The organism is Bradyrhizobium sp. SEMIA, from assembly GCF_014844175.1.
GTDB lineage: Bacteria > Pseudomonadota > Alphaproteobacteria > Rhizobiales > Xanthobacteraceae > Bradyrhizobium > Bradyrhizobium arachidis.
On record NZ_CP046601.1, the window covers coordinates 7,001,192 to 7,014,794 of the forward strand.

The 13,603-nt window shown below is 64.9% G+C and carries 13 protein-coding genes and 2 pseudogenes; 10 read left to right on the plus strand and 5 right to left on the minus strand.

Going from position 1 to position 13,603, the window contains the following annotated elements; genetic code table 11:
- Positions 1-47: 47 nt before the first annotated feature.
- Both FOM02_RS33955 and FOM02_RS33960 read right to left on the minus strand, forming a co-directional pair.
- Positions 48-275: a hypothetical protein gene (locus FOM02_RS33955; RefSeq protein ID WP_027558261.1), complete on the minus strand. Its 228-nt coding sequence runs from the start codon at positions 273-275 to the stop codon at positions 48-50.
- Positions 276-278: 3 nt separating this feature from the next.
- Positions 279-2,065 (minus strand): annotated as a pseudogene (locus tag FOM02_RS33960) (thiamine pyrophosphate-requiring protein).
- 143 nt (positions 2,066-2,208) lie between these two features.
- Here FOM02_RS33960 and FOM02_RS33965 point away from each other — a divergent pair.
- The 9 genes and pseudogenes from FOM02_RS33965 (at position 2,209) to FOM02_RS34005 (ending at position 11,056) form a co-directional block, all read left to right on the plus strand.
- Positions 2,209-2,583, plus strand: a complete 375-nt coding sequence (locus tag FOM02_RS33965; RefSeq protein ID WP_027558263.1) for a PRC-barrel domain-containing protein — start codon at positions 2,209-2,211, stop codon at positions 2,581-2,583.
- 21 nt (positions 2,584-2,604) lie between these two features.
- A complete protein-coding gene (locus tag FOM02_RS33970) occupies positions 2,605-2,763 on the plus strand; it encodes a hypothetical protein (RefSeq protein WP_167336523.1) in 159 nt (52 codons plus the stop codon).
- Positions 2,764-2,960: 197 nt separating this feature from the next.
- Positions 2,961-4,115, plus strand: a complete 1,155-nt coding sequence (locus FOM02_RS33975; protein ID WP_027558264.1) for an HlyD family secretion protein — start codon at positions 2,961-2,963, stop codon at positions 4,113-4,115.
- Positions 4,112-5,722, plus strand: coding sequence for a DHA2 family efflux MFS transporter permease subunit (locus FOM02_RS33980; RefSeq protein ID WP_027558265.1), 1,611 nt, complete (start codon positions 4,112-4,114; stop codon positions 5,720-5,722). The genes FOM02_RS33975 and FOM02_RS33980 overlap by 4 nt, the downstream gene beginning before the upstream one ends.
- A gap of 78 nt (positions 5,723-5,800) precedes the next feature.
- Positions 5,801-6,538 (plus strand): SDR family oxidoreductase, encoded by a 738-nt coding sequence (locus FOM02_RS33985; RefSeq protein WP_027558266.1) that lies wholly within the window; start codon positions 5,801-5,803, stop codon positions 6,536-6,538.
- 63 nt (positions 6,539-6,601) lie between these two features.
- Positions 6,602-7,604 (plus strand): annotated as a pseudogene (locus tag FOM02_RS33990) (NAD(P)H-dependent flavin oxidoreductase).
- A gap of 109 nt (positions 7,605-7,713) precedes the next feature.
- Positions 7,714-8,127, plus strand: coding sequence for a hypothetical protein (locus tag FOM02_RS33995; protein ID WP_027558268.1), 414 nt, complete (start codon positions 7,714-7,716; stop codon positions 8,125-8,127).
- A 290-nt stretch (positions 8,128-8,417) separates the two neighbouring features.
- Positions 8,418-9,983 carry an alkaline phosphatase D family protein gene (locus tag FOM02_RS34000; RefSeq protein ID WP_027558269.1) on the plus strand — a complete coding sequence of 522 codons (1,566 nt, stop codon included), beginning with the start codon at positions 8,418-8,420 and terminating at the stop codon, positions 9,981-9,983.
- A gap of 254 nt (positions 9,984-10,237) precedes the next feature.
- A complete protein-coding gene (locus FOM02_RS34005; RefSeq protein WP_027558270.1) occupies positions 10,238-11,056 on the plus strand; it encodes an aldo/keto reductase in 819 nt (272 codons plus the stop codon).
- Between the two features lie 67 nt (positions 11,057-11,123).
- Here the strand turns inward: FOM02_RS34005 and FOM02_RS34010 are convergent, their stop codons facing one another.
- Positions 11,124-11,348, minus strand: a complete 225-nt coding sequence (locus tag FOM02_RS34010; protein WP_027558271.1) for a hypothetical protein — start codon at positions 11,346-11,348, stop codon at positions 11,124-11,126.
- A gap of 131 nt (positions 11,349-11,479) precedes the next feature.
- Positions 11,480-11,932, minus strand: coding sequence for a hypothetical protein (locus FOM02_RS34015; RefSeq protein WP_035730066.1), 453 nt, complete (start codon positions 11,930-11,932; stop codon positions 11,480-11,482).
- A gap of 158 nt (positions 11,933-12,090) precedes the next feature.
- Between FOM02_RS34015 and FOM02_RS34020 the strand changes: the two genes are divergently transcribed.
- Entirely contained in the window at positions 12,091-12,363 is a 273-nt protein-coding gene (locus tag FOM02_RS34020) for a helix-turn-helix domain-containing protein (RefSeq protein WP_027558273.1), read from the plus strand.
- 7 nt (positions 12,364-12,370) lie between these two features.
- Here the strand turns inward: FOM02_RS34020 and FOM02_RS34025 are convergent, their stop codons facing one another.
- Complete coding sequence (locus tag FOM02_RS34025) at positions 12,371-13,603, minus strand: PLP-dependent aminotransferase family protein (RefSeq protein WP_027558274.1); 1,233 nt, start codon at positions 13,601-13,603, stop codon at positions 12,371-12,373.

A 13,603-nucleotide genomic window follows, 5' to 3' on the forward strand; every position in this document is an offset into this window, starting at 1 on the left:
CGACGTTGCGCCGACCAACCCACCGCTGGGGCCGAGGTTCCTAACGGCTAATCGGTGGGGTTGCGGCCGGTGCGCGGATTGATCGGATCGGTCGGCTTGCGCCGCAGCCGCTCGGGCAGAAACGGCTCGCTTGGCGAGGCCGAAGGCTCTGCACGCACGTCGGCATGGTGTTGTGCGCGCTCGTGGGGCGTCTTGTTGTCGTTGAAGTGCTGCTTCACGTCGACGCCATCGACGGGGTCGTTGACGCCATGCTGGATATCGCGGAAATCGCTCATGGTTCACTCCTTTCCGGGCAGGATGGTTTCGAGCACCTGCCGTGCCGCGCCCTTGATGACGCTGCTCTCGTTCGGATCGCCCTTCATCAGCGCGAGCGAGAAGTTCTTGGCCTGCTGGAGCGTGATGTGCGGCGGCAGCGGCGGCACCTCGGGATCGGTCTTCACCTCCAGCACGACGGGCCTCTCGCTCGCCAGCGCCTGATCCCAGGCCGAGCCGAGCAGCTGCGGACTGTCCACGAAGATGCCGGTGAGGCCGATCATCTCGGCGAAGCGGGAATAGGACACGTCGGGAATGCGCTGCGAGGCCTCGAACTTAGGATCGCCGTTGATGATGCGCTGCTCCCAGGTGACCTGGTTGAGATCCTCGTTGTTGAAGACGCAGACGATGAAGCGCGGGTCGCGCCAGGAGCGCCAGTATTTCGCGGCCGTGATCAGCTCGGCCATGTTGTTCATCTGCATCGCGCCGTCGCCGACCAGCGCAATCACCGGCCGGTCCGGATGGGCGTATTTCGCGGCAAGCGCATAAGGCACCGCGGCGCCCATCGAGGCGAGGCCGCCCGAGAGCGAGGCGATCATGCCGCGGCGTATCTTCAGATCGCGCGCGAACCAGTTGGCGCAGGATCCGGAATCGCTGGTGATGATGGCGCGGTCAGGCAGGCGCGGGGACAATTCCCAGGCGACCAGTTGCGGATTGACCGGCGCGGCTGGCTGATGCGCGCGGTCGTCCAGCGTCTTCCACCATTTTGCGAGGTCCTCTTCGATCCCCTTGCGCCAGGCTCCATCGGCCTTCGGCGCGAGCCGCGGCAGCAGCGCGCGCAAGGTCTCTGCGGCATCGCCGACGAGGCCGACTTCCATGGGAAAGCGGATCGACATCATGCTGGCGTCGATGTCGATCTGCACGCCGCGCGCAGCGCCTTCCTTGGGCAGGAATTCGGCATAGGGAAAGGCGGAGCCGACCATCAGCAGCGTGTCGCAGCCCATCATCATGTTGTAGCTGGGCTCGGTGCCGAGCAGCCCGATCGCGCCGGTCACCCAAGGCAGATCGTCCGGCAGCGCCGCCTTGCCGAGCAGCGCCTTGGCGCAGCCAGCCGACAAGCGGTCGGCGACCGCGATGACCTCGTCGGTCGCGTGGAGCGCGCCGCGCCGACGAGCATCGCGACCTTCTTGCCGGCGTTGAGCACCTCCGCGGCGCGGTCGAGATCGGCGTCGCGCGGCAAGATGCTGGGCGCATTGTAGCCGACGCTGGAATGCAGCGTGCCGTGCGCACGGGGCGGGCTTTCGTAGGGCTCTTCCTGGAGATCGTTGGGCAGGATGATCGCGGTGGGAGCACGCCGGGCCAATGCAGTCCGCACCGCGCGATCGATCAGGTGCCGCACCTGCGCGGGCGAGGACGCCTGCATGACATAGGCGCCGGCAACGTCCTTGAACATCGAGACGAGGTCGAGTTCCTGCTGGTAGTTCCCGCCCAGCGCATCGCGTGCCTGCTGGCCGACGATCGCCAGCACCGGCTGGTGATCGAGCAGCGCATCATAGAGGCCGGTGATGAGATGCGAGGCGCCCGGGCCCGAGGTCGCGATGCAGACGCCGAGCTCGCCCGAGAACTTCGCATAAGCGGTTGCCATGAACGCGGCCATCTCTTCGTGCCGCGCCTGCACGAAGCCGATCTTGCCGTCCGCCCGGTTCAGCGCGCCGAACACGCCGTTGATGCCGTCGCCGGGATAACCGAACAAGTGCCGCACGCCCCATTGATGCAGGCGCTGGACGATGAAGTCGGAGACGGTCTGGGACATCGAGGCGGCTTCCGGTTTCTCTCGGTGTGACGTTAGAGAACCGCGCGTTTCCGGCGATGTTCCTGAATGTTGGGCAGGTTGCGTGCCGGAACGATCGCTCGCCTGTGCGGTTGGTTCACACATTGGCAGAGTGGAGAATTGATATGTTGAATCAAGGCGAACTGGACCGCGGCGAGATGGGCCGGTTGATCGGCAGCGACAAGGTCGAGGGAACATCGGTCTATGGCGCGGATCGCAACCGGATCGGCTCGATCGAGCGTGTGATGATCGACAAGGTCAGCGGCAAGGTGTCCTACGCCGTGCTCGGCTTCGGCGGCTTCCTGGGGCTCGGCAATGATCACTATCCCTTGCCCTGGCAGTCGCTCAAATACGACACGGAGCTCGGCGGCTATGTCACCGGCATCACCACCAAGGAGCTGGAAGGCGCGCCGAAATACGGCGATCGGAGCGACTGGAACTGGGGTGACGACGCCGCGGTTCGCGGCATCAACTCCTATTACGGCGTTCCCTTCGCATAGCATCCAGCGAAGGAGCCTGCGATGAGCAAGGAACGACCCAACGACGATCCCCGGCAGCAGAATGACTGGGGCTCGCACAGTCAAACGGACACGCCCTGGAAGGGCACTCCGGAGAAGGAGCAGGGGTCGGGCAAGGTGAAGCCCGATCTCGAGAAATGGCATGAGACCAAGACGCACTGAGCAAGTTCGTCTTACCGACACTTCAGACAAGCGCGGCACCGAGAGTGCCGCGCTTGTTTTTTGAGCGATGCAATCACGAATGGCGGTGAGCTTCTTTAAAGCCGGAACCATGCCTCAGCGCTGCGGTTAGGCTCGCAGTGCGCGAGCTGCTCGTCTCTGCTCTCCCGCCGGTTTAGTCCGCAAGAAAGGTGTTCACCGTGGATGCTCAGACACGGCAGCGCGATCCGTCCGCGGAGCAGCCGCAGAGGGCGAAGGAGGCTCCGAAAACCCCTCCTGATCAGACCCGCGACGCCGACGGCCAGAAGTCGGCGCAGACGCCATCGCTGCGCGACCGGCTGCGTGAGCATTGGCTGCTGGCAAGTGTCGGCACCGTCGTGCTGATCGCAGCCCTCGTCGGCGGCGTGCTCTATTGGCTCGAGGTCCGCCACTACGAATCCACCGACGACGCCTTCGTCGCGGCGCGCAGCTTTTCCGTGGCATCGAAGGTCGGCGGCTACGTGACCGACGTGCCGGTTACCGACAACCAGCATGTCAAGGCCGGCGATCTGCTGGCGAAGATCGACGAGCGCGACTACCGGATCGCGGTCGATCAGGCTACGGCTCAGGTTGAAGTCTCCAAGGCCAACATCGCCAATGTCGAGGCGCAGATCGTCTCCCAGGAGGAGCAGATCAAGCAGGCTCAGGCCCAGCTCGATCAGGCGCAGGCCCAGCTCCAATTCGCGCAAGAGGAGTTCAAGCGCGCGGAAGATCTGGTCGAGAAGGGCGCCGGCACCGTGCAGCGCCAGCAGCAGACGCGCTCCGACCTTCAGGCGCAGCAGGCCAATACCGAGCGCGCCAAGACCGCGGTCACGACCGCGCAGGTCGGCATCAAGACGCTGCAGGCGCAGCTCGAAGGCGCCAAGGCACAACTGGAGCAATCGCAGGCGCAGCTCGATCAGGCCAAGCTGAATCTGCAATACACCAGCGTCGTCGCGGCGCAGTCCGGCCGCGTGGTCAAGCTGTCGGGCGCCAAGGGCACCTTCGTCACGGCAGGCCAGAGCCTGATGATGTTCGTGCCGGACGAGGTCTGGATCGTCGCCAACTACAAGGAGACGCAGCTCAACGACATGCGTCCGGGCCAGCCCGTCGAGATCCGCATCGACGCCTATCCCGGGCGCAAGCTGACCGGCCATGTCGATTCCGTGCAGCCGGGCTCCGGCACCGCGTTCAGTCTGCTGCCGGCGGAGAACGCCACCGGCAATTACGTCAAGGTGGTGCAGCGCGTGCCGGTGAAGATCGTGGTCGACAACTGGCCGGCCGATCTGCCTGTCGGTCCCGGCATGTCGGTCGTGCCCTGGACCAGGGTGCGATGACCGACGCCACGCAAGAGGGCGCCGGAGGCTGGTCGCCGGAGCGCTCGGCGGCCGGTGGACACAATCCCTATCTGATCGCCTTCGTGGTCTCGATCGCGACCTTCATGGAGGTGCTCGACACCACCATTGCCAATGTCGCGCTGCGCCACATCGCCGGCGGGCTCGCGGTGGGCCTCGACGAGAGCACCTACGTCATCACCAGCTATCTCGTTGCGAATGCCATCGTGCTGTCGATCTCGGGCTGGCTGTCGACCGTGATCGGCCGCAAGCGCTTCTACATGATGTGCGTGGCGACGTTCACGGTGGCATCGCTGCTGTGCGGCTTTGCCTGGAATCTGGAGGCGCTGGTGCTGTTCCGGATTCTCCAGGGCCTCGGTGGCGGCGGCATGGCGACCAGCGAGCAGGCGATCCTCGCCGACTCCTTCCCGCCGCACAAGCGCGGCCAGGCCTTTGCGATCTACGGCGTCGCCGTCGTGGTCGCGCCGGTGATCGGCCCGACGCTCGGCGGCTGGATCACCGACACCTACAGCTGGCACTGGGTGTTCCTGATCAACGTGCCGATGGGCCTGCTCTCGCTATTCCTGGTCGGCACGCTGGTCAAGGAGCCCTCGGGCGCGGAGGAAGAGAGGCAGAAGCTGCTGAGCAAGGGCCTGCGGGTCGATTATGTCGGTTTCGCACTCGTCGCAATCGGGCTGGGCTCGCTCGAATACGTTCTCGATGAAGGCCAGCGCAACGACTGGTTCGGCTCGAACATGATCATCGTCTTCGCGGTGCTGGCGGCGGTGTCGCTGCTCGCGCTGATCCCGTGGGAGCTGACGCGCGAGGATCCCATCGTCGACCTCCGTCTGCTCGGCCGGCGCCAGTTCGGCGCCTGCTTCCTGGTCATGCTCGGCACCGGTGCGGTGCTGATCTCGACCACGCAGCTTCTGCCGCAACTGCTCCAGACCGAATTGAACTACACGGCCATGCTGGCCGGACTTGCGCTGTCGCCCGGCGGCGTCGCGACGCTGGTGCTGATGCCGGTGGTCGGTCGCCTCATCAGCACCGTGCAGCCGAAATATCTCATCATGTTCGGCGCTGCGGTCGTCGCGTTCTCGATGTGGCATCTCACCGGGCTCAGCGGCGACATCACCTACGGCTATGCGGCATTGTCGCGCATCTTCCTCGCGATAGGTCTTCCTTTCCTGTTCCTGCCGGTGACGACCGCCTCCTATGACGGCGTGCCGCCGGACAAGACCAACCAGGCTTCTGCCTTGATCAACGTCGCCCGCAACATCGGAGGATCCATGGGCGTTGCGCTGGCGCAGACCATTTTGGCGCAGCGCCAGCAATTCCATCAGAGCCGTCTGATCGAGCACGCCGCACCGTCCGATCTCGGCTATCAGCAGACCATCGACGCCATGACGCGCTACTTCCAGGCCCAGGGCTCGAATGCGAGCGATGCGGCGTCACAGGCGGTGGCCTGGGTCGGCCGCACCTTGCAGCAGCAGGTCGACTTCCTCGCCTATATCGACGTGTTCTGGACGCTTGCGATCGTTGCGGTGCTGATGATCCCCACCGCGGCCGTGCTGCGGCCGATCGATCTGCATGCGCCGGCGCGACATTGAGCTCGTGGGTATTTGACGGCTCTATGTTGGGATTATAGCCTCCGGCCCAATCACGTGTCTTGCCCGGAGGAGGCGACCTTGCCCAAGCGAAACGCGACAGCGGCCGTGATCGGCGCCGGCGATTTCATCGGTTCGGAGATCGCCAAGAAATTTGCCGCAGAGGGCTTTTCGATTTTCGCCGGCCGGCGCAACGGCGACAAGCTCGTGCCGCTGGTGAAGGATATCGAAGTTGCCGGCGGCGAGATCCACGCGCGCTCGCTCGATGCGCGCAAGGAGGAGGAAGTCATCTCCTTTCTCGACGATGCCGACAAGCATGCGCCGCTCGAAGTCTGCATCTTCAACGTCGGTGCCAACGTCAACTTTCCGATCCTCGACACCACCGAACGCGTTTTCCGCAAAGTCTGGGAGATGGCCTGCTATTCCGGCTTCCTCGCCGGCCGTGAAGCGGCGCGGCTGATGCTGCCGCGCGGCGGCGGCAACATCTTCTTCACCGGCGCGACTGCGAGCTTGCGCGGCGGCAGCGGCTTTGCCGCCTTCGCCAGCGCGAAGTTCGGTCTCCGCGCCGTGGCGCAGGCGATGGCGCGCGAGCTCGGGCCGAAGAACATCCACGTCGCCCATCTCATCATCGATTCCGGCGTCGACACCGAATGGGTGCGGCAGCGCCGGCTCGAAGCGCTCGGCCCGAATGCGCTCGACAATCCCGACCTCTTGATGCCGCCGTCGGCTGTGGCCGACTCCTATTGGCAGCTCTACCAGCAGCCGAAGAGTGCCTGGACCTTCGAGATGGAGATCCGCCCGTTCGGAGAGAAATGGTGACCGCGGCGCAAAAGTCCGGCTAGACTGAAATCAACCTGAGCAAATTCCGGGAGGAGGACCTACGTGAAGACCGCGATTACCGAACTGTTCGGCATCGAGCACCCGATCATCCAGGGCGGCATGCATTTCGTCGGCTTTTGCCGAGCTGGCTGCCGCCGTCTCCAATGCCGGCGGGCTTGGCATCATCACCGGTCTCACACAGAAGACGCCGGAGCTGCTCGCGAAGGAGATCGCGCGCTGCCGTGACATGACCGACAAGCCGTTCGGCGTAAACCTCACCTTCCTGCCGACGTTCTTGGCGCCGCCTTATCCGGAATATATCGCGGCCATCGTCGAAGGCGGCATCAAGGCGGTGGAGACCGCGGGCCGCAGTCCGGAACAATACATGCCCGCACTGAAGGCCGCCGGCATCAGGGTGATCCACAAATGCACCTCGGTGCGGCACTCGTTGAAGGCCGAGAAGATCGGCTGCGACGCCGTCAGCGTCGACGGTTTCGAGTGCGGCGGCCATCCCGGCGAGGACGACATTCCGAACATGATCCTGCTGCCGCGTGCGGCGGAGGAATTGAAGATCCCGTTCGTCGCCTCGGGCGGCATGGCCGATGGGCGCAGCCTCGTCGCGGCGCTCTCGCTCGGCGCGGCCGGCATGAACATGGGCACGCGCTTCATCGCCACCAAGGAAGCGCCAGTGCATCAGAACGTGAAGAATGCGCTGGTCGCCGCCACCGAGCTCGACACGCGCCTGATCATGCGCGCGCTGCGCAACACCGAGCGCGTCCTCAAGAACGCCAATGTCGATCGCCTGCTCGAGATCGAGCGCGAGAAGGGCGCCAAGCTCTCCATCGACGACATCCACGACCAGGTCGCGGGCGTCTATCCAAAAATCATGCTGGACGGCCAGATGGACGCGGGCGCCTGGAGCTGCGGCATGGTCGCGGGCCTCATCCACGACATCCCCACCTGCAAGGAACTCGTCGATCGCATCATGAGCGAGGCGGAAACCATCATCCGCAGCCGCCTGCTGGGGTTCCTGGAGGGTACGGGAACGGCAAGAAAAGTCGCCTGACACCGGCAAACTTCTTAACCACGGCGGCAATCGGCCGCTGGAATTGCACGCGGCGCCTCCTAAATAGGGGTAAATTACCCCTTTAATAATTCAATTTCAGGAGGCGTCCGTGGTCCTGAAAAGCGTTTGTTTTGCAGTTGCCCTCGTGCTCGCATGGGGCGGACTCGCACGCGCTGACGACTACAAGCCCGACGAATATCTCGGCCTCGATCTCTCCAAGGCGGTGCTGTCGCCGAAGCGGCTCGGGCCCGAGACGCAGTTCGCGCCGGTGGCGCTCCAGGCCAAGGGCGGCAACGAGGCGCAGGCCCGTGTCGAGCCGATGGATGTGCCGAAGAAGGTCGCCGCCGAGCGCGTACATGTGCCCGAGCCGAAGGTCGCGCGTGCCAGGAGCGCCGAGCCGCGCGGTGCAGCGCGCACCAAGCTAGCACATCGCCGTGGCAATCCGCTCGACGCGCAGGCGATGGACACCCGCATCCAGACCTGGCCGTGCCGCTCCGGCGGCATCTGCAACTGGAAGCGCTAGGCGCGCTGTCGCTGTGTCTTTACCTCGCCCGCTTGCGGGGAGAGGGTGGAATTCGCGCGTAGCGCGGATTCCGGGTGAGGGGGACAGGTCCCGCGACGATCGCACGTGTGGATGGAGCCCTCACCCACCTCTCCCCGTAAGAACGGGGCGAGGGAGTGGACCGCCGCTGCGGCTCCCGCTCAATGCGTCATCTCCACGTCGCAAAACCGTAGGCGCAGAGTCAAGAAACCGTAAGCTCGGAGTCAAGGAGCGCAGGCACCTTCCGTCGCGATTCGACGAAGGTCTCCTGAATGGCATCGCTCCGCGCCTCGCGCGCATGGACCCGGCGGCAATTCCTGGTCTGCTCCGCCTCAAGCCTCGCCATCGCCTCGCTTGCGAAGCCTTCGATCAGTCGCGCCGCTGATCGTCCGCAGCTCGCGGGCGGCATCCAGTCCGGTGATGTCTGCGATGGCTCCGCCGTGATCTGGGCGCGCGCGGATCGGCCCGCGCGCATGCAGCTGGAGTGCTCCACCGTCGAGAGCTTCAAGACCATCATTGCATCCGTCTCGCGCGATGCGCTGCCCGACGCCGACTTCACCGCAAAGCTGCAGCTCGACGATCTGCCGGTGGGGCAGGACATCTTCTATCGCGTGCGCTTCGACGACATCGCGACCGGCATCGCCGGCGAAAGCCGTATCGGCCATTTCCGCACCGCGCCGGCGGCCGGCCAGTCGATCTCGTTCGTGTGGTCCGGCGACGTCGCGGGGCAGGGCTGGGGCATCGACGTCTCGCGCGGCGGCTATCGCAGCTATCGCACTATGCTCGACAACCGTCCGGACTTCTTCATCCATTCCGGCGATCACATCTACGCCGATTGCGCGATTCCCTCCGAGCAGAAGCTGCCGAACGGCGAGACCTGGCGCAATGTGGTGACGGAGGACAAAGCCGAGGTCGCCCACACGCTGGCGCAGTTTCGCGGCAATTACAAATACAACCATCTCGACGAGCACTTTCGCGCCTTCCATGCGCAGGTGCCGATGTTCGCGCAGTGGGACGACCACGAGGTCACGAACGACTGGTCGCCCATCGGCAGCTACGATGAAGCCGGCTTCGAGGACGACGGCACCCCGCGCCTCGTCGCACGCGCTCGCCGCGCCTTCTTCGACTTCATGCCGATCCGCGACATCGGCGCGCGCATGGGCCGGGTCTACCGCAAGATCGGCTACGGCCCGCTGCTCGACGTCTTCATGATCGACATGCGCAGCTATCGCGACGAGACCTGGAACAAGGGCGACGATCATCGCGGCTGGATTCTCGGTGCCAAGCAGCTCGCCTGGCTGAAGCGGGAGCTCGCCGCCTCGCGCGCGACCTGGAAGGTGATCGCGGCCGACCTACCCATCGGCCTCGTCAGTCTCGATGCCGTCGCGCTTGGCGACGGCGCACCCGACCGGCGCGAGCACGAGATCGCTGATCTGCTCAGTGCGATCAAGCGCGCCGACGTGCGCAACATCGTCTGGCTCACCGCCGACATGCACTACACCGCCGCGCACTACTACGATCCGAACAAGGCGCAGTTCCAAGATTTCGAGCCGTTCTGGGAGTTCGTCTCCGGCCCGCTGCATGCCGGCACCTGGAGCCCGGGCGAGCTCGACAACACCTTTGGCCCGGTCGCGATGTACCAGTACGGATGCAGCGAGGCGCAGGGCGACAACCTCGCGCCGTGCTTCGGCCTGCAGTTCTTCGGCCGCGTCGACATCGACGGCGCCAGTGGCGTGATGACCGTGACATTGAAGGACGTCGACAACCGCGACCTCTGGTCGGTCGACATCGAGCCGCAGCCGCAGGCGCGCCCTGCCGTGGTGGCGCAGCATTCGTGAGGGGCGTGCAGTCTCTCCGTCGTCATGGCCGGGCTTGACCCGGCCATCCACGTCTTGCCTGGCACGAAGAACGTGGATGCCCGGGACAAGCCCGGGCATGACGGCGAGGGAAAACTAACCCGATCTTGATTGGCAGCCTTGCGCCACACGCGCTACACTGCTCGCTCCCGCCACCTCTTTTCCATCACCGAAGAGTCTGTCCCCCGCGGTCCCACCGCGTGTCTGGCGGCACGAAAGACGTCAGGAGTTTACCCATGGATCATCTGAAGACACAGGGCATCAGCATGCCCAAGCTCGGCCTCGGCACCTTCCGCATGCAGGGCGATGCCTGCCGCGCCGCGGTCGAGAGCGCGCTTTCGATCGGCTATCGCCACATCGACACCGCCGAGATGTACGCCAACGAGGAAGCCATCGGCGCCGCGCTTGCCGCCGCCCAGCTGCCGCGTGGCGATCTGCATGTCACCACCAAGGTCTGGCACGAAAATCTCAGCCCAGACGCCATCCGCCGGGCTTTCGATGCCAGTCTGCAGAAGCTGAGGCTCGATCACGTCGACCTCTACCTCGTGCATTGGCCGTCGAAGTCAGCGAACTGGGGCGCGGTGTTTGAGACCCTGATGAAGCTGAAGGAGGAAGGGCGCACGCGGGCGATCGGTGTAGCCAATTTCACCACGGCGCTGCTCAAGATCGCGGTCGAGGACATCAGGGCGCCGATCGCCTGCAACCAGATCGAATACCACGCCATGCTCGATCAATCGAAGGTGCTGGCCTATCTCAACGCCAAGTCGATTCCGTTGGTTGCCTATTGTCCGCTGGCGCAGGGGCGCATCGCCTCCGATCCGGTGCTGGCAGAGATCGGCGCCAAGCACAATGCGACCGCAGCCCAGGTCGCGTTGAAATGGCTGCTCGACCAGAACGGCGTCGCCGCGATCCCGAAGGCCTCGCGCCGCGAGAGCCAGCAGGCCAATCTCGACGCGCTGAAAATCATGCTCGACGATGCCGACCGCAGGAAGATCGCCGCGCTGCCCAAGGACAGGCGCTGCGTCAATCCAGGTTTTGCGCCGGCGTGGGATTAGGCGAGGGCATGTCGCGAACGCAAAGAAATGGCCCCGGGGAGGGGCCATTTCGATGTTGCGTTGCGCATTAGTCCCAGTGGTGACGATGGCCGCGCTTGATCACCACGACCTTGTCGCGATGGTGCCAGCCGCGATGCCAGCCGTGGTCGCGATGCATGCCGTATTCGGCGCGGGCGCCGTACAGGCCGTGATGATGACCGCGCTGGACCACCACCGTCTCGGCGTTGGCCAGCGTCGGCGCCGCGATCACGAGCGCACCGAGGGCCGCAACCACATAACCAAGCTTCTTCATGATGTCCTCCTCCAATCGAATGCAAATCTAAACCGCGCATTCGCATGAACGTTCCGGAGGAACGGGAAGAGATTTCTGAATGGATGTTCAGACAGAGCATGATCCGAAAAGATCATGCTCGCACGCAATGGTTAATCGCAGCGCTGCTGCACCGGCGTCGGCTCGCCCGTGGCGACGTATTTGCCGTCCTTGATCGTGTAGACGCCGCGCTCGCTGCGATTGTAGATCGCGCGCAAGCCGCCGTCCTTCAACAGCAGCAGGCCGAACTCGCGCGTCTGCTGCATCGAGGGGAAGTACACCATCACATTGAGCAGGCCCTCGGCCTTGACCGTCGCGGACACCACCTCGTTCTCGTCCTTGGCTTCGCCGAAACTGCGCCGGTACATCACCCGGCCGTCCTTCCGGATTTCGTAACTGAGCCGCGCGCCCTTGTCGCGATCGGGCCTTGCTGCGCAATCGACCGCCCATTCGCCGAGCAGGCCCCATTGCTCGACTGTTGCTGCCAGCGTCTCGGCGCCGGCCGCGGACGCGAACGCAATCCATAGCACCGCTGCCGTGGTCCAGCGGCTCACACAACGCGTCATATCCTGGAAAACCCCGCCTCGAACAATTCCAAATTCTAGCATCCCGGGCGCGATCGTCCACGCTGGCTGCCATTCGCGCGCGAATTTGATCCGCGTCAATGAGGCCGGTCGCATCAGGCGTAGGATGACGCTCCCGAAGGCGATACGTGGTGAGAGCGATGCTGAATCAAGTCATGGATTTCGCGGGCGAGGTGCTGCCGGGGAGCTGTGCCGTGCCGCCTTATTCCGAGGCCGCGTTTCTGGCCGAGCTCGGCGAACGCTTGAGAACCTCGCGCACGCGCTGCGAGCTGTCGCGCCGGGAGCTCGCCCGCCGCTCCGGGATTTCCGAGCGCTATATCGCCCAGATCGAGGCTGGCAAGGGCAACGTCTCGATCGTGCTGCTGCTGCGGCTGGCCGCCGCGATCCATAGCAGCCAGCCTCAGGTGGCCTAAGCGACCTTCAGGCCCGCTTCTCCACATTGGCGCTGCGGGCCGGCACGCCGAACTCCTTGCGGCAGACCTCGGCCAGCACGGCGACGCCCTCGCGGATCTGCTGATGCGAGGGGCTTGCAAAGCACAGCCGCAGCCGCGAGCTGGAATGGCTCTTGTTGGTCGACCATTCCGGCCCCGGATTGATCGAGACGCCGGCGGCAAGCGCGGCCTGATAGAGCTTTAGCGTATCGACCTGGTCGGGCAGCTTGACCCAGAGGAAGATGCCGCCCTTGGGCTCCTCGAACTCGGCCGCGGTGCCGAACTGCTCGTTCAGCGCCTCCATCAGCGTATCGAGCTTGGTGCGCAGCGCCTTCGTCAGCGCCGGCACGTGGCTCGCAAAATGCGGCTTGCAATAGGCCGCGAGCACCATCTGCTCCAGCGCGCCGGAGCCGGCATCCGTCTTCAGCGCCAGCATCCGCGACATCACATCCCAGGGCGCGACGATGAAGCCGACGCGCAGCGCCGGCGCGATCGACTTCGAGAACGAGCCGATATGGATCACGCCGCCGTGCGGGCTCATCGCGTAGATCGCCGGCGGCCGCTGTCCCGACCAGACGAGGTCGGCATAGCAATCGTCCTCGAAGATCGGCACGCCGTACTCGGTCGCGAGCCGTACCAGCTCAGCGCGGCGGCTCTCGGGCATGATGGTGCCGGTCGGGTTCTGCACGGTGGGAATGGTGTAGATGTATTTGGGACGGATACCGCGGCTTTTCAGATCGGCCAGCGTCGAGGCCAGCACGTCCATGCGCATGCCGTCCTTGTCGAGCGGGATGCCGACCACGTTGACACCGAGCCGCGCCAGGCGAGTCAACGAGCCCTGGTAGCTCTCCTGCTCGAAGATCACGGTGTCGCCGCGCGCCAGCAGCGTGTTGTTGACGAGGTCGAGGGCCTGGAGCGAGCCGGACACGATCAGGAGATCGTCGACCGCGCAGTTGATGCCGGCATCGCGCTTGAGTTTCGTCACGAGGAACTCGCGCAGGGGCAAATAGCCTTGCGGACCATGCGCCAACCCATAGGTGGCGAGCGAGCGGCCCTCGCGTTGCAGGGCCGAGTTGGTCGCCTCGATCAGGCCCTCGAGTGGCAGCTGCTCGGAATCGTTATTGCCGCCGACAAAACTGTATTTGGCAAGGCCCGTCCAGCGCGCAGAAGGGGCCGGCAGCCCTGCGGGAAACAGGGGCGCGAAATCGAAGCTGGACGTCAT